Annotated in this window: 15 protein-coding genes and 1 tRNA gene; 8 read left to right on the top strand and 8 right to left on the bottom strand. The window is 66.1% G+C overall.

The features are described 5' to 3' along the window. A partial coding sequence (locus AX681_RS19500) for an SPOR domain-containing protein (RefSeq protein ID WP_066682652.1) occupies positions 1-1129 on the top strand: 1129 nt, incomplete at its 5' end. A gap of 51 nt (positions 1130-1180) precedes the next feature. Here AX681_RS19500 and AX681_RS19495 read toward each other — a convergent pair. Further along, positions 1181-2389, bottom strand: coding sequence for a dihydroorotase (locus AX681_RS19495; RefSeq protein WP_066657933.1), 1209 nt, complete (start codon positions 2387-2389; stop codon positions 1181-1183). Continuing rightward, on the bottom strand, positions 2386-3378 hold the full coding sequence (locus AX681_RS19490) for an aspartate carbamoyltransferase catalytic subunit (RefSeq protein ID WP_066657934.1): 993 nt from the start codon (positions 3376-3378) through the stop codon (positions 2386-2388). The genes AX681_RS19495 and AX681_RS19490 overlap by 4 nt, the downstream gene beginning before the upstream one ends. A gap of 101 nt (positions 3379-3479) precedes the next feature. Between AX681_RS19490 and AX681_RS19485 the strand changes: the two genes are divergently transcribed. Further along, a complete protein-coding gene (locus AX681_RS19485) occupies positions 3480-4304 on the top strand; it encodes a hypothetical protein (protein WP_066682649.1) in 825 nt (274 codons plus the stop codon). On the opposite strand, the gene ruvX is transcribed toward AX681_RS19485, so the two are convergent. Both ruvX and AX681_RS19475 read right to left on the bottom strand, forming a co-directional pair. Beyond that, on the bottom strand, positions 4301-4762 hold the full coding sequence (gene ruvX / locus AX681_RS19480; protein WP_066658537.1) for a Holliday junction resolvase RuvX: 462 nt from the start codon (positions 4760-4762) through the stop codon (positions 4301-4303). The two genes, AX681_RS19485 and ruvX, sit on opposite strands and share 4 nt — an antisense overlap. Next, positions 4759-5910, bottom strand: coding sequence for a DUF3089 domain-containing protein (locus AX681_RS19475; protein ID WP_066682647.1), 1152 nt, complete (start codon positions 5908-5910; stop codon positions 4759-4761). The genes ruvX and AX681_RS19475 overlap by 4 nt, the downstream gene beginning before the upstream one ends. Before the next feature lie 112 nt (positions 5911-6022). Between AX681_RS19475 and AX681_RS19470 the strand changes: the two genes are divergently transcribed. From AX681_RS19470 to gatB, 4 genes are read left to right on the top strand one after another with little or no spacing between them, the layout of a single operon-like run. Further along, on the top strand, positions 6023-7798 hold the full coding sequence (locus tag AX681_RS19470) for a DUF4153 domain-containing protein (protein WP_066660163.1): 1776 nt from the start codon (positions 6023-6025) through the stop codon (positions 7796-7798). 43 nt (positions 7799-7841) lie between these two features. Further along, complete coding sequence (gene gatC, locus AX681_RS19465; RefSeq protein ID WP_066660166.1) at positions 7842-8129, top strand: Asp-tRNA(Asn)/Glu-tRNA(Gln) amidotransferase subunit GatC; 288 nt, start codon at positions 7842-7844, stop codon at positions 8127-8129. After that, positions 8129-9613, top strand: a complete 1485-nt coding sequence (gene gatA, locus AX681_RS19460) for an Asp-tRNA(Asn)/Glu-tRNA(Gln) amidotransferase subunit GatA (RefSeq protein WP_066660169.1) — start codon at positions 8129-8131, stop codon at positions 9611-9613. Before gatC ends, gatA begins: the two co-directional genes overlap by 1 nt. Before the next feature lies 1 nt (position 9614). Beyond that, complete coding sequence (gene gatB, locus AX681_RS19455; RefSeq protein WP_066660176.1) at positions 9615-11069, top strand: Asp-tRNA(Asn)/Glu-tRNA(Gln) amidotransferase subunit GatB; 1455 nt, start codon at positions 9615-9617, stop codon at positions 11067-11069. Positions 11070-11081: 12 nt separating this feature from the next. Here the strand turns inward: gatB and AX681_RS19450 are convergent, their stop codons facing one another. Continuing rightward, complete coding sequence (locus tag AX681_RS19450; protein ID WP_066660178.1) at positions 11082-11282, bottom strand: hypothetical protein; 201 nt, start codon at positions 11280-11282, stop codon at positions 11082-11084. 275 nt (positions 11283-11557) lie between these two features. Between AX681_RS19450 and AX681_RS19445 the strand changes: the two genes are divergently transcribed. Both AX681_RS19445 and AX681_RS22180 read left to right on the top strand, forming a co-directional pair. Then, entirely contained in the window at positions 11558-12385 is an 828-nt protein-coding gene (locus AX681_RS19445) for a hypothetical protein (RefSeq protein ID WP_066660181.1), read from the top strand. Between the two features lie 139 nt (positions 12386-12524). Continuing rightward, positions 12525-12998 carry a hypothetical protein gene (locus AX681_RS22180; protein ID WP_156442739.1) on the top strand — a complete coding sequence of 158 codons (474 nt, stop codon included), beginning with the start codon at positions 12525-12527 and terminating at the stop codon, positions 12996-12998. Between the two features lie 11 nt (positions 12999-13009). Here AX681_RS22180 and AX681_RS22175 read toward each other — a convergent pair whose 3' ends face one another. From AX681_RS22175 to rodA, 3 genes are all read right to left on the bottom strand, one after another. Next, positions 13010-13195 carry a hypothetical protein gene (locus AX681_RS22175; RefSeq protein WP_156442740.1) on the bottom strand — a complete coding sequence of 62 codons (186 nt, stop codon included), beginning with the start codon at positions 13193-13195 and terminating at the stop codon, positions 13010-13012. A 135-nt stretch (positions 13196-13330) separates the two neighbouring features. Further along, positions 13331-13406, bottom strand: a tRNA-Lys gene (locus AX681_RS19440). A 106-nt stretch (positions 13407-13512) separates the two neighbouring features. After that, positions 13513-14640, bottom strand: coding sequence for a rod shape-determining protein RodA (gene rodA / locus AX681_RS19435; RefSeq protein ID WP_066660184.1), 1128 nt, complete (start codon positions 14638-14640; stop codon positions 13513-13515). Positions 14641-14686 lie beyond the last annotated feature (46 nt).

Below are 14686 nucleotides of genomic sequence, written 5' to 3'. Positions count from 1 at the left end.
GGCGGCTGTCACGCTCGACCCGCGCAACGGTGAATATCGCAAGCTGCTCGGCGAAACCTATCTGTTCGCGGGCCGCTTCGTGTCGGCGGCGCAGGCACTGAACGAGGCGCTGTCGCTCGACCCGGCCAATGGCCGCACCGCGCTCAACCTCGCGCTGGCACAGATCGCTACCGGCGAGTGGGACGTGGCGCGCCAGACGCTGGCGACGCATAGCGCGACCATCCCGGCGAGCGATCGCGGACTCGCCATGGCGCTGGCGGGCGATCCCGCGGGCGCGGTCGCGCTGCTGATGGAGATCGCGCGCCAGCCGGGTGCCGATGCCAAGACGCGCCAGAACCTCGCGCTCAGCCTTGCGCTCGCGGGCCAGTGGCCGCAGGCGCGGGCGATTGCTGCGCTCGACCTGTCGCCCGATCAGGTCGATGGCCGCATGATGCAGTGGGCGAGCTTTGCCCGCCCGCAGAACGCCTATGATCAGGTCGCGTCGCTGCTCGGCGTCACGCCGATCGCCGACAAGGGCCAGCCCGAGCGGCTGGCGCTGGCGCATTCGATGACGAGCGCGGTCGCGGCGGCACAGGTCGCGGATCCGGTCGAAACCTATATGCCCGGCGCCGCGCCGGTCGAGGCGGTCGCTGCGGTAGCCGCGACGAGCGTCGATGTTGCGGCAGCCGAAGTCGCGCAAGGGCCGTCGATCACTGCGCCGAGCGGCCAGCAGGTGGTGTTCGCCCCGCGACAGGAGATCGTTCAGGCGATCCCGGCTCGCGCCGTGCGCGCCGAAACCTCGGTCGCCAGCGTGGGTGCGACCAAGCCGGTCCGCATGGACGTGCCGTCGACCCAGCGCTTTGCCAAGGGCAGCTGGTATGTCCAGCTCGGCGCCTATGACAGCATCGGCGTTGCCCGCGACGCATGGGGCCGAATGGTACGCCGCACGCCGCAGCTCAAGAGCCTGACCCCGGCAAGCGCCAGCATCTCGACCAAGGCGGGCGCGTTCCAGCGGCTGGCGGTCGGTGGCCTGTCGCGCGCCGATGCCGATGCGTTGTGCCGCGAAGTGCGCGGCGACGGTGGCAGCTGCTTCGTGCGCACCGCTGCGGGCGACAAGCCGGCGGGATGGGTGCGCAGCGCGTCGCGCTGAACCAAATGACTGGAAGAGCAAGGGCCGGGGTCGCTCCCGGCCCTTTTCGATTCAGCGAACCTCGCTGCCGCCCTTGAACAGGCGCAGCGCCTTGCCCTGAACCGGCAGGCCATCGAACGGGGTGTTGCCCGCCTTGCCCGGCATGGTGTCCGCGACGATCTGCCACGGCGCTTCGGGATCGACCAGCACCAGGTCCGCGGGCATGCCCGGCGCGAGCGTGCCGGTGTCGATGCCGAGGATCTGTGCAGGGTTACGCGCGACGAGCGCGAACAGGCGGTCGAGCGTCAGATGACCGTCGCGAACCAGTCCCAGACCGAGCGTCAGCACCGTCGCCGCACCCGCCATGCCCGGCGTTGCGTCCGCGAAGGGCAAGCGCTTTTCCTCCGGCCCGCGCGGATCGTGGCCCGAGCACAGCACATCGATCGTCCCGTCCGTCAACGCTGCGAGTGCGGCCAGGCGGTCGCTGTCGTCGCGCAGCGGGGGCGAGAGGCGTGCGAAGGTGCGGAAGTCGGACAGGTTGATGTCGGACAGCAGCAAATGCGCCGGGGTGATGCCACAGGTGACGCGCAACCCGCGCGCCTTGGCCGCCCGCACCAGGTCGAACGCGGCTGCGGTGGTCAGTTGGCGGAAATGGATCGCAGCACCGGTCGCTTCGGCGAGTGTCAGGTCGCGCTGAACCGCCAGCGCCTCGGCAATCGCGGGGGCGGCGGGGAGGCCAAGGAGGGTCGCGGTCTCGCCTTCGGTCGCTACCGCATTGCGGGTCAGCCCGGCGTCCTCCGGGTGGGAGATGACCACCAGCCCGCAATCGCGCGCATAGGCGAGCACGCGGCGCATCACGCCGCTATCCGCGATCCACCCGCGCCCGGTGCCCACGGCGCGCGCACCGGCGTCGGCGTTGGTGGCATATTCGGCGAGGTCCACACCCTCCAGCCCGCGCGTTGCGGCGGCGATCGGGTGGACCCACAGCTCCGGCTTGCCCATGTCCGCGGCGCGCTGGACCAGGCCTGGGCCGTCGAGCACGGGCGACTGGTCTGGCATCAGGCCAACGCGCGCAATCCCGCCGGCGCGGCACGCCGCCTTGTCCATTGCGAAGACGCCGAGGTCAGTGAGGGCAGGGGCGAGCAGCTTGCCACCGCAGTCGATCACCTCGGCACCGTCGGGGGCAGACTCGACGATCCGCTCGTCCGCGACGAACAGGTCGCCGCTGCGCTCGCCACCCGCGGGACAGATCAGACGGGCGTTTCGGAAGATGCGGTTCATGCCCAGCCCTCCACGCCGCGCGCGCGGCGGGTCAGCACGTCGAGGCACGCCATGCGCACCGCGACGCCCATCTCGACCTGTTCGGTGATCGCCGAGCGACCGGGCAGGTCAGCCACGGCTGAATCGATCTCGACCCCGCGGTTCATCGGGCCGGGGTGCATCACCAGCGCATCGGGCTTGGCGCGCTTCAGCCGTTCGAGCGTCAGGCCGTAATTGAGGTGATACTCGCGGGTCGACGGGATGTAGGCGCCCGACATGCGTTCATTCTGAAGCCGCAGCATCATTACCACGTCCGCGCCCTCCAGCGCCGCATCGAAATCGGTGAAGGGGGTCACGTGCATCTTCTCGATCGCGGCGGGCATCAGCGTCGAGGGGGCGACCACGCGCACCTCTGCGGCCAATGCGGTGAGCGCGAGGATGTTGGAGCGCGCGACGCGGCTGTGCAGGATGTCGCCGCAGATCACCACGCGCTGATGTGCGATGCTGCCCCGGCGGCGGCGGATGGTCAGTGCGTCGAGCAATGCCTGGGTGGGATGCTCATGGCTGCCGTCCCCGGCGTTGAGCACGGGGCAATCGACCTTGTCGGCGATCAGCTGCACCGCGCCCGAGCTCATGTGGCGGATCACGATCACGTCGGCGCGCATTGCGTTGAGCGTCATCGCGGTGTCGATCAGCGTCTCGCCCTTCTTCACGCTCGACTGCGCGGCGTGCATGTTGACGACGTCCGCGCCGAGCCGCTTGCCCGCGATCTCGAAGCTCAGCAGCGTGCGGGTCGAGTTCTCGAAAAAGGCGTTGATCTGCGTCAGCCCGTCGAGCCGATGGTCGCCCGGCGCGCGGTTGCGGTTCGCCTCGATCCATTGTTCTGCCTCGTCGAGCAGGAACAGGATTTCGTGCGGCTGAAGCCCGGAAATGCCCGTCAGGTGCGCGTGCGGAAACACGGCGCGCCCCTGAATCTGGGCGCCGGGGCGATGATCGATCGGCGGTTGCATTAAAGCTGCCGGTTAGCGGGGCGGGGCGGGGCGCGCAAGGAGTCGTGCACTTGAAGCAATTTGCCCCTATCCGATGCAGAATCGCGAGCCGGGGGGACGTGATGCTGGGACAATGGCAGACATGGCTGGCCGGTGCGCCGGCGCTGGTGATTGCGGTCATGGCGGCGCAGGTCGCCTTGCTGGTCGTCGCGGTGCCGCTATGGAGCTGGATCGTCGACCGGTGGCGCTGGGCGGGGCTGCGCACGCTGCTGCTCGATGCCGCGCTTGAAGCGCATGCCGAGACGGCGCAGGCGGCGGTCGCCCTGTCGCGGGAATTGTTCCGCGAGAATCACGCTTCGCCGCTGGAGCGGTTGACCCGGGTCCGGCGGGCGATCGCGCGGCAGGCCGAGGTTGCGGGCCAGCTGCGCCACACATGCGCGATCCTCGGCCATGCGGTGGATGCGCGGACGGCACCGGCCATTCTGGCGACGACGCAGTTTTGCGATGCTGCGGCATCGGCGATGCGCGAAGTCACCGCGCTGTATCTGCGCGAGGCGGCGGTGCGGGTGGGCAGCAATGTCGCGTATGGCGACGACCAGCTTGGCTTTCAGCCGGGCCAGGTGGTGTCGTTCCGCTATCTCGAGGACCTGCAGCGGCAGAGCGATTCATTCGCGACCGCGGCCGCGACCAATCGCGGCGTTCTGCACCGGCTGGGGCGGCGGATGCGATCCGGGACGCGGGGGGCAAGGCTAGCTGCGGCTGCCGAGCATGCCGAGACGCTGGCGACCGATGTCCAGCGCTTCGGCCAACGCCTGCAACTCGCCGACCCCGACTCGCCCGACTATCGCAGCCGACCGCGCGGGGAGATGGCGGCGCGGACGTTGGACGGACTGATCGCGCGCTTCGATCGCGGCGGACTGGTGCGGCCGCGCGAAGTCGGAGCTTAACCCGTCGCCAGCGCGTCGATCGCGCCTTGCAGGATGTAGCTGGCCGCGAGTTTGTCGACCCGTTCGGCACGTTTGGCGCGCGAGAGGTCTTCGGCGATCATCTGGCGCTCGACCGCTGCGGTGGACCAGCGTTCGTCCCACAGGAAGATGGGGAGGTCGAGGTCGGCCAGATTGCGGGCAAAGGCGCGGGTCGATTGGGTGCGCGGGCTGTCGGTGCCGTCGAGGTTGAGGGGCAGGCCGATCACCAGCCCCTTGACCTGTTGCTGACCGATCAGCGTCGCCAGTTCGGCCTTGTCGGCGGTGAATTTGGTGCGCTTGATCAGATGCGCGGGGCTGGCGAAGGACCAGCCGGCGTCGCACAACGCCGTCCCGATCGTCTTGGTCCCGACATCGAGGCCGAGCAGCCGCCCGCCGTCGGGCAGGGCATCGCGGAACGCTGCCGCGTCGGTGGTGATCATCCCACCGCCCGGCGTGAAAAGAAGTCGATCCAGCTGCTGCGCCGCGTGCGATAGGCGGTCAGCCGCCGTTCGGCGTCGGCGCGGACATCGCTCCAGAACAGCGTGTAATCGAACACATGATAGTTGTTGCCGGGCAGGACATAGCGCCCGCCAACCCCCTGCGGCACTGTCCCGAGCAGCAGGAAGCCGCGACCATCGCAGCGTAGCGTCGTCTGGCTCTTCGCCAGCGTGGCCGAGGACAGGTCGGACGCCGGAAGCAGGTTGCCGACTTCGAACATCGCCGCGTCCTTTGCGGCCGGAGCGCCGGTGACGGGGTTGGTGCAGACCATCGTCGTGCCCTTGCGCGGCGCACCGGTGAAGCCGGGCGAGGCGTCGAAGGTGTCGAGGATCAGCGACGGATCGGCTGGATCGGCGAAGCTCTGCCACGACAGAATGCAGCCGATCTGGTCGGCGGCGGTGCATTCGGGAAGGCCCAGTGCGGGCAGGTCGGAACTCTGCGACACCGGCCAGCCCACGACGTACGCCGCGACGATGCGCTTTGCGAGCGGCTTGCTCGCGATGCGATCGCGCAGCAGGCGGGTGAGGTGCAGGGCGCCCTGGCTGTGTCCGGCGAGGATGATCGGGCGGTCGCCTGCCTCTTTGAGGAACTGGTCAAACGCGGCGGTGACATCCCGATATGCGAGGTCGAGCGCCTGTTGCGCATCCGCCTTCGTCGTGAGGAACGCGCCGAACGTCGCCTGACGATAGCGCGGCGCCCAGATCGCCCCCGCGCCGTTGAACGCGCTCGCCTGGCCGCGCAGGAATAGGTTGGCGCGGTCGTTCGCCTCCTTGTCATCCAGCGGCGCATTCCACTTTGCGCGGTTGAGGTAGGAGGTCGGATGAAGGAAGAACACCGCCGCTTCGGGCTTGTCGGCAGGCTGGATCCCCTTTGGCGTCCATAGCGCGGGGTTGCCCGGCTTGTCGGGGCGAGCCAGCCACATGTCGGCGCGGGTGTAGCTGTCGACGGGAAGCGCCGCCTGTGATTCGAAGCGACCGCCGGGGACCATGGCCTGCCGCAGCAGTTCCACACCCCAGATCCGGTACGCAAAGGTCGCTGCAAGCGCGAGCACGATCAACACCGCCACGATATAGAGGAACTTGCGTGCCACTCGGGCCTCTCCATTGTGCAATGCAGCATGAAGAGCTGCCGGGCAATCGCTTTCCGTTGCGCGATGGTTGCGAAGGATGCAAGCTTGGCAAACGATCACGAGGGGGCAGGGGATGAGCGCAGCGGTCGAACAACGGGACGAGCGCTGGCCGCTATTGCCCCCGATCCTCGCCGGGCTGGGCTTGGCCGCAGGGCTGATCGTGCACTGGATCGTCGGAACCGGCTATCAGCCCGAGATCAGCGCGATCCGGCTCACGCTGCTGAGCTTTGTCAGCGTGTCGGCGATCCTGTTCGGGTTCGTGGTGATCCGGACCGACCTGATCCGCGCGGCGGCGTTTGCGCTGGGTTGCGGCGCGGTGGCGGCACTGATCCTCTATTTTAACGGGGCGACATCGGGGTGGAGCGCGACCGAGGGCTGGCGGCTGGTCTGCCTCGCGCTGGCCATCGGGATTGCGGCGCCGCTGTTTCAGGCGGGGCGTGAGGGCGGGTTTCGGCCCATCTCCTATCCGCTGGCGCACGATCATGCCTGGACTAATGCAGTGCTGTGGTGCCTCAGCTGGGCGTTCGTTGGCGTCGTGATGCTGTTGTCCTTTCTGCTGGCGGCGCTGTTCGACCTGATCGGTATCAAGCTGCTGCGCGACCTGCTCGATAAGGAGTGGTTCTGGCGCGGATTGGTCGGGCTGGCATTCGGGCTGGGCCTCGCACTGCTGCGTGAACAGCGGCGGATCGTCGGGTTGCTTCAGAATGTCGCGATGCTGGTGCTGGGGGTGCTCGCGCCGGTGCTGGCGGTCGGACTGGGGCTGTTTCTGATCGCGCTGCCGTTCACCGGGCTTCAGCCGCTGTGGGAGGCGACCAAGTCGACGACGCCGATCCTGCTTGCCTGCGCGGTCGGGGCGCTCCTGCTGGTCAATGCGGTGATCGGCAATGGTGGCGACGATGCGCCGCGCAACCGCGTGCTGCGCTGGGCGGCGCTGGTGCTGGCGGTGGCGATACTGCCGCTGGTGGGGATTGCGGCGATCGCGACCGGGCTGCGCATCGGGCAATATGGCTTCACGCCGGAGCGGCTGTGGGGCCTGACCTTTGTCGTGATCGCGAGCGTGGTGGCGGTCGCGTACCTCTCCAGCGTGATCCGCGGACGCGGTGGCTGGGCGGAGCGGGTGCGGCCCGCGAACCTGCATCTCGCGATGATCGTCTGCGGCGTCGCGCTGCTGCTGGCGACGCCGCTGGCGAGCTTCAACGCGATCTCGACCCGCAATCAGCTCGCGCGGCTCGAGTCCGGTAAGGTGTCGCCGGAGAAATTCGACTGGCGCGCGCTTGCGTTCGATTTCGGCGAGCCGGGGCGAAAGGCGCTGGAGCGGTTCAAGACGTCGAAGAACGACGCCATCCGAAAGGGGGCGACCCAAGCCGCGACAGCCGAGTATCGCTGGGACGCGCCGGACGGCACGCAGGCGGTACGCGAAGAGGCGCTCGACAAGACGCTTCGTATCCTGCCCGCCGGAACGCCGCTGCCGCCAGAGTTGCGCGAAGCGATAGCCGAGAACTGGGAATGTCGCGGTGAACCCTGCACGCTGGTGTTCCTGTCGGAAGGCAAGGAGGCAGTACTGCTCGCGCATTCGGAATTCAAACCCGAAGCTACCCCTGTCACCGAGCCGGCCACCCCGAGTCGGGTGGTAAGAAGTGCGCGCTATGGGGGCAGTGACGCCGTCAAGCGGTACATGCCGGTTGATGGGAAATGGGTCGATGCGGACCAGGCGACCAAGTCTTCCACCGACGCCGTATCGGATCCGCGGGCGATTGCCGGGCTGGACGCAGGCCAGGTCGAAGTCCGCCCCGTCCAGCGCCGTCAGGTGTTCGTCGGCGGCGTGCCCGTGGGCGATCCGTTCGAATAACCCCGCTTGCTGAAACGGGGGCGTCGCTGCTAGGCGCTCCCCCATGTCCGTAGAACCCGCCACCGTGAAGAAGGTCGCGAGCCTTGCGCGTATCGCGATCAGCGATGCCGACGCCGAGCGGCTCGCGCCTGAGCTCAACAACATCCTCGGCTGGATCGAGCAGCTGGGCGAGGTCGATACCTCGTCCGTCGAGCCGATGACCGCCGTGATCCCCAACACGCTGCGCCTGCGTGATGACGTCGTGAACGACGGCGACATGCGCGACGCGGTGCTGGCCAATGCGCCGCTGGCCGAGCATGGCTTTTTCACCGTGCCCAAGGTGATCGAATAATGACTGACGTCACCAATCTCGGCGTCGCCGCACTGCGCGACGGTATCCGCACGGGCGAATTTTCGGCGCGCGAAGTCGCCGACGCCTTCATCGTCAAGGTGAGCGCGGCCAAGGCGCTCAACGCCTTCATCGTCGAAACGCCCGAGCACGCCCTCGCCGCCGCCCGCGAAGCCGACGCCGCGCGTGCCGCCGGCGAGACACTCAAGCCGCTCGCCGGCGTGCCGATCGGCATGAAGGACCTGTTCTGCACCAAGGGCGTGCAGACCACCGCGGCCAGCCACATGCTGGAGGGCTTCAAGCCGGTCTATGAATCGACCGTCTCGCAGAAATTGTGGGATGCGGGCGCGGGGATGCTGGGCAAGCTGAACCTCGACCAGTTCGCGATGGGATCGTCGAACGAGACCAGCTATTTCGGCAATGTGATCAGCCCGTGGCGGCGAAAGGATGGCGGTAACGCCCCGCTCGCGCCGGGCGGTTCGTCGGGCGGCAGCTCGGCCGCAATCAGCGCACGGCTCGTGCCGGCGGCGACCGGCACCGATACCGGCGGTTCGATCCGTCAGCCTGCGGCCTTCACCGGCATTTCGGGCATCAAGCCGACCTATGGCCGCTGCTCGCGCTGGGGCGTGGTGGCGTTTGCGTCGTCGCTCGATCAGGCCGGGCCGATGGCGCGCGACGTGCGCGACTGTGCGATCATGCTGGAGGCAATGGCGGGCTTCGACGCGAAGGACGCGACCTCGCTCAAGCTTGATGTGCCGAAGTGGGAGCAGGGGCTGAACCCCGACCTGCGCGGCAAGAAGGTCGGCATTCCCAAGGAATACCGTGTCGACGGCATGCCGAGCGAGATCGAAGCGCTGTGGCAGCAGGGCATCGACTGGCTGAAGGATGCGGGCGCGGAGATCGTTGAAGTCTCACTGCCGCATACGAAGTACGCGCTGCCTGCGTACTACATTATCGCCCCTGCGGAGGCGTCGTCCAACCTCGCCCGCTATGACGGCGTGCGCTACGGCCAGCGCGACCTGCCCGATGGGGCGGGGTTGCAGGACATGTACGCCGCCACCCGCGCCGCCGGGTTCGGCCCGGAGGTGCAGCGCCGCATCCTGATCGGCACCTATGTGCTCTCGGCGGGCTTCTACGACGCCTATTACACCCAGGCGCAAAAGGTCCGCACGCTGATCGCGCGCGATTTCGAGCGGGCGTGGTTGCAGTGCGACCTGCTGCTCACCCCGACTGCGCCGAGCGCCGCATTCGCGCTGGGCGAGAAGTCGGCCGACCCGCTGGCGATGTATCTCAACGACGTCTTCACCGTGCCGTCGAGCCTCGCGGGCATTCCGGCGATGTCGGTGCCGGGCGGTCTGGACAAGGACGGGCTGCCGCTCGGCCTGCAAATCATCGGCAAGCCGCTGGATGAGCAGGGCGTGCTCAACGCGAGCCTCGCGATCGAACAGCGGGCGGGATTCACGGCGCGGCCGGAGCAGTGGTGGTAAGATGAGCGAGTATCGGATCAAAGGCGAAACCGGTGAGTGGGAGGTCGTGATCGGCCTGGAGGTCCACGCCCAGGTCACGTCCAACGCCAAGCTGTTCTCGGGCGCCGCGACCGCGTTCGGGGCGGAGCCGAATACGCAGGTCAGCCTTGTCGACGCGGCAATGCCGGGGATGCTGCCGGTGCCGAATGTCGAGTGCATCCGTCAGGCGGTGCGCACCGGCATGGCGATCGACGCGAAGATCAACAAATGGTCGCGCTTCGACCGCAAGAACTACTTCTACGCCGATCTGCCGCAGGGCTATCAGATCAGCCAGCTCTATCACCCGCTGGTGGGTGAGGGCGCGATCGAGATCGACCTCGATGGCGTGACCAAGACGATCGGCGTCGAGCGCATCCATGTCGAACAGGACGCCGGCAAGCTGATGCACGACCAGCATCCGCGTCTCTCCTATGTCGACCTCAACCGCAGCGGCGTCGCGCTGATGGAAATCGTGTCGAAGCCCGACATGCGCTCGCCGGCCGAGGCTGGCGCGTACCTCGCCAAGCTACGCTCGATCCTGCGCTATGTCGGCTCGTGCGACGGCAATATGGATCAGGGTTCGATGCGCGCGGACGTGAACGTGTCGGTCCGCAAGCCCGGTGCGGAGTTCGGCACGCGCACTGAGACCAAGAACGTCAACTCGGTCCGCTTCGTCATGCAGACGGTCGAGATCGAGGCGAAGCGTCAGATCGAGGTGCTGGAGAGTGGCGGCACGATCGTGCAGGAAACGCGCCTGTTCGACCCCGATCGCGGCGAAACCCGGTCGATGCGGTCGAAGGAAGATGCGCACGACTATCGCTATTTCCCCGATCCCGACCTGCTCCCGCTCGAGCTGGACGATGCGTTTCTGGACGCATGCCGCGCCTCGCTCCCCGAACTGCCCGATGCCAAGCGCGCGCGCTACATCGCGGCGGGCGTGACGCCGTATAATGCCGGCGTGCTGACCGCCGAGGTCGAAACCGCGCGCTATTTCGACGCGCTGCTGGACGCGGGCGCGAAGGGTGCGGCGGCATCGAACTGGGTCACGTCGGAACTGTTCGGCGCGCTCAACAAGCTGGGCAAGAGCATCGATGAGTCGCCGGTCAGCGCCGCGCAGGCCGCCGAGCTGCTCGGCCTGGTCGCCGATGGCACCATCTCGGGCAGCCTCGCCAAGCAGGTGTTCGAAATCATGCTCGAAACCGGCGACAGCGCGGCCAAGATCGTCGAGGAACGCGGGCTCAAGCAGACGTCCGACACCGGCGCAATCGAGGCGGTGATCGCCGAGGTGCTGGCGAAGAACCCCGGGCAGCTGGAACAGTATCGCGGCGGCAAGGAAGCCCTGTTCGGCTTCTTCGTCGGTCAGACGATGAAGGCGATGGGCGGCAAGGCCAATCCCGGCGTGGTCAACGACCTGCTGAAGAAAGCGCTGGCGGGGTAGGCCGAGCGTGCGCTATTGCGCGGTGTCGTCCTGATTTTTGACGACCCCGCCAGTGCCGCCAACCGCGCCGTCGACGCCCTCTGGCGGGGCGTCGTTTTGCACATTTTCCATGTCGCGATTGGTGTCATCGATCGCACGTTCCAGGTCGCTGTGCCGATCGTGGTCGGCTTCGGGAAGGCTGTCCGGATGCGGGTCGGGCGTGCGATCGGTCATGGCTTCAATCCTCTCACCCGGAACAACGCGCCGCGTGGCGAGATGCTCCGCGTCATCATAATGTGGATGCAGCAAAGCAAACGTTCTATGGGGCCCCTACAGCTGGGTAATCGAAGACGGTCACTGGCAGCCTCGGACCTAACTGTCCTATCCAACACGCCGTGATCAGCTCTATGCCCTGTCGCAACATATGCTTACTTCAGGCCGAGCGCGTTCCTCACGCCCGTTGTTTTTCGTTAGAATTCAGATATCCTCCCATAATTCAGGGGGATATCATGATTCGGAATTTTTCGGCCATTGCTGCGGCGTTAGTTCTTTGCGCGCCTCACGTCGCTTATGCTCAGGACAAATATGTAGTTCATCCTGTTCGGCTGGGAGACGAGGCGATTCGCTTTTATAAGGGAACGCCAACCATCGACATTGATGGGAAGAATGGGGCAGTTCAGATCAGCACCCTGCCTATGGACCATGGCAGCTTTTCGTTTTCCGTTGCTGTTCTGAACAAATCCGCGACCGGCTCAGATTTTGACGTGGGTAATGTCACTGCGGAAGTTGAAGGTAAGGAATATGCCGCCTTCACCAAGGACGAACTTGAACGCAAAGCTAAGAATCGCGCAATGTGGGCGGCTATCGCCATCGGTGTAGCTGGCGGCTTCGCAGCCGCGGCTGCCGCAAGTCAGAGAGACGAATACCGCGCTACTATGATCACTCCGAGGGGTACTTATCGGGCGTACTATAGCGCACCCAGCGCGGTAGGGCAGGTTCAAGCTGCTGCGATATCGGCGGGTACCGTATACTCACTTGCCCGTGTACAGGACAATCTGGACCAGACGCGTGCCGCGCTTGGCGACGCCATTGTTCAGCGGACTACAATCGATCCCGACGAAAGCTATGCGGGGCAGGTCATTCTGCAGAAGATCAAGCTGAAGACGTTGCCGCAGAAGTTGACAATCCGCGTCCGCTGGAACGGAGAGGATTACCGGTTCGGGTTCTTGGTGGGCAAAAGGGGAATGAAAGCTCCCGAAATCGCGCCGCTAGCCCCTCGGGTTACGCCCACTTCCCCGCAGCCAGTTCCAGACGAACCGCAACCGTCTCAGCCCTAATTGGGTCAACCACATGTCGGTTCGATATCTTGCGGTCGTCAAGTGGCTTGTCTTTGCCTTCTGTTTGACGTGCGCACAAGTCGCTTGGGCATGCGATGCTGCGGCCCGTGGCGTCGGAATTCTCTCGCCCCGAACCAACTTGAGCCATGACCAGAAGATTGGAAAGAAGAAGAGCGGCTTAATGTGCCTGCCGGCTGGATCGTGGTATTGGAAAGATGTAGGGTTCGACGCCGAAGCCGAAGCTAATGGCATTATCGAAACCCTACGGTTGCAACGTATCAGCGTGCAGCAGGGTGCCGAATTCGGCGCAGATGCTTCCAGTTCAGAACTTCGTCTGCGAGCTTCTATTCTGAATTTTTCCATGGATGGCTGTGTCCCGTGGGCGCTCACTCGAGGCTTAGGGGGCGGGAAGCCCTTTCGAGGGGCTGGATCAATCGAAGTTCGGTGGGAACTTTATTCCGCGTCACTTGAACGCGTGGTGTGGGAATTTACTCAGCGCACTCAATTAGAGGCATCGCCCACCGCAAAAGGCCCACGAGACTTTTTTCGCAGTGGGTTGCTCACCGCCACTGAAACAATGGCCGGCGAGTTGAACCGCTTCTGTCATCAGTAAATGTCATATGCTCAAGCCACCGGCTGAACCGGGGTTGAGGGCGGCTCTCCACCCGGCTGGGGCGCGGGAATGTCGATATCCGGCGCCGGGGGCTCGATCTCCGGCGTCGCTGGCGCAGGCTGGCCGGGCTGGGGCATGGGTGGCGCTTCGGGCGGCGGGATCGATGGCTGTGCGGGGATGGGCGGCTCGACGGGCATGGCGTGTCTCCTATGCGGGTGGAACGCCTGCCTGTGGCTTTGGTTCAGCGAGCGCCGGTCACTCAATCCGGCCGCCGTCTCCCTGATTTCGATCAAGGGCGGAACACCGCATCGCGCTTAGCAGTTTTCAGGGAATGGTGGACGCACTAGGGCTCGAACCTAGGACCCGCTGATTAAGAGTCAGCTGCTCTACCAACTGAGCTATGCGTCCATTCCGGGCGGAGGAAAGGGGCTGAAGCGCCGCTTGCCGCGTTCGGGAGTGGCGCGGATAGCGGGGGCTTTTGCGGAATGCAACAGGCTTTTTGCGAAAAATGCGGTCACCAGCGCGCGGCCCTGGCGCTGTGGCGACTCTGACGGTCGATTGCGAAGAGAATGCCGATCGCGAGCATCACGGTCATCATCGACGACCCGCCATGACTGACCAGCGGCAGCGGAATTCCGGTAACCGGCGCCATGCCCATCACCATCAGCAGATTGATCGCGACATAGAAGAAAATGGTGGCCGAGATCGCGGCGGCGGTCAGTCGTTCGAACTTGCTGCCAGCGCGGGTGGCGACGCCGACCGCCCACAGGCACAGGGCGACGAACGCACCGATCAGCGCGACGCCGCCGACCAGCCCGAGCTCTTCTGCGATCAGCGCAAACACGAAGTCGGTATGTCCCTCGGGCAGATAATTGAGGTGCACCTGCGTCCCGTTGAGGAAGCCCTTGCCGAACAGGCCGCCCGAACCGATCGCGATCTTCGACTGGGTGATGTGATAGCCGGCGCCTAGCGGATCCTGTTCGGGGTTGAGGAAGATCAGCACGCGCTTCTGCTGATACTCCTGCATGCCGTAATTGATCATCAGCGGGATCGCGACGGCGGCGGCCATTCCTCCGGCAATGAACAGGCGCAGCGGAACCCCGGCGAGGAACATCATCGCGCCGCCACCGGCAATGATCATCATCGCGGTGCCAAGGTCGGGCTGGATCAGCACGAGTCCGGCCGGGATCAGGGTGAACATGGCGGCGGGCCAGATCGCGCCGAACTTGCGCGTCTCACCGGCGGGAAGCATCTCGTAGAAGCGCGCCAGCGCGAGGACGAGCGCCACCTTGGTCAGCTCCGATGGCTGAAGCCGCATGAAGCCCAGGTCGAGCCAGCTCTGCGCGCCGCCAGCGACATGGCCGATCATCTCGGTCAGGATGATCAGCACGATGCAGATGCCGTAAATCGGGAAGGCCAGCTGACGGTACCAGTCGACCGGCACGCGCGACATGGCGAGCGCGATCGCGAGGAACACGCAGAACCGGATCCCATGGCTGAGCGCCCAGGGCGTCAGGCTGCCGCCGGCCGCCGAGTACAGCATCGCGGTTCCGAACATGCCGATTGCCGTCACCAGCAGCAGCGCGCCCCAGGGCAGGCGCAGCACAGGGGCGGGAACGAAGCCGGGTCCGATCGTGGTCATTGCGGTGCCTCGGCTGCTGGGGTCGCGCTTGCAGCCGGCGCGGGGG

It is taken from the genome of Sphingomonas sp. CCH9-E2 (assembly GCF_001557215.1).
In the GTDB taxonomy this organism is placed as follows: Bacteria; Pseudomonadota; Alphaproteobacteria; order Sphingomonadales; family Sphingomonadaceae; genus Sphingomonas.
The sequence above is the reverse complement of the archived record's forward strand: the minus strand, read 5'-3'. Positions and strand labels throughout refer to the sequence as shown.

Excerpts from the sequence above, each read along its gene's own strand:
- AX681_RS19490 (WP_066657934.1), bottom strand. The coding sequence starts at position 3,378 with ATGCAACCGCCGATCGATCATCGCCCCGGCGCCCAGATTCAGGGGCGC.
- AX681_RS19445 (WP_066660181.1), top strand. The coding sequence starts at position 11,558 with ATGATTCGGAATTTTTCGGCCATTGCTGCGGCGTTAGTTCTTTGCGCG.
- AX681_RS19470 (WP_066660163.1), top strand. The coding sequence starts at position 6,023 with ATGAGCGCAGCGGTCGAACAACGGGACGAGCGCTGGCCGCTATTGCCC.
- AX681_RS22175 (WP_156442740.1), bottom strand. The coding sequence starts at position 13,195 with ATGCCCGTCGAGCCGCCCATCCCCGCACAGCCATCGATCCCGCCGCCC.
- gatC (WP_066660166.1), top strand. The coding sequence starts at position 7,842 with ATGTCCGTAGAACCCGCCACCGTGAAGAAGGTCGCGAGCCTTGCGCGT.
- gatB (WP_066660176.1), top strand. The coding sequence starts at position 9,615 with ATGAGCGAGTATCGGATCAAAGGCGAAACCGGTGAGTGGGAGGTCGTG.
- AX681_RS19495 (WP_066657933.1), bottom strand. The coding sequence starts at position 2,389 with ATGAACCGCATCTTCCGAAACGCCCGTCTGATCTGTCCCGCGGGTGGC.
- gatA (WP_066660169.1), top strand. The coding sequence starts at position 8,129 with ATGACTGACGTCACCAATCTCGGCGTCGCCGCACTGCGCGACGGTATC.
- ruvX (WP_066658537.1), bottom strand. The coding sequence starts at position 4,762 with ATGATCACCACCGACGCGGCAGCGTTCCGCGATGCCCTGCCCGACGGC.
- AX681_RS19450 (WP_066660178.1), bottom strand. The coding sequence starts at position 11,282 with ATGACCGATCGCACGCCCGACCCGCATCCGGACAGCCTTCCCGAAGCC.
- AX681_RS19485 (WP_066682649.1), top strand. The coding sequence starts at position 3,480 with ATGCTGGGACAATGGCAGACATGGCTGGCCGGTGCGCCGGCGCTGGTG.
- rodA (WP_066660184.1), bottom strand. The coding sequence starts at position 14,640 with ATGACCACGATCGGACCCGGCTTCGTTCCCGCCCCTGTGCTGCGCCTG.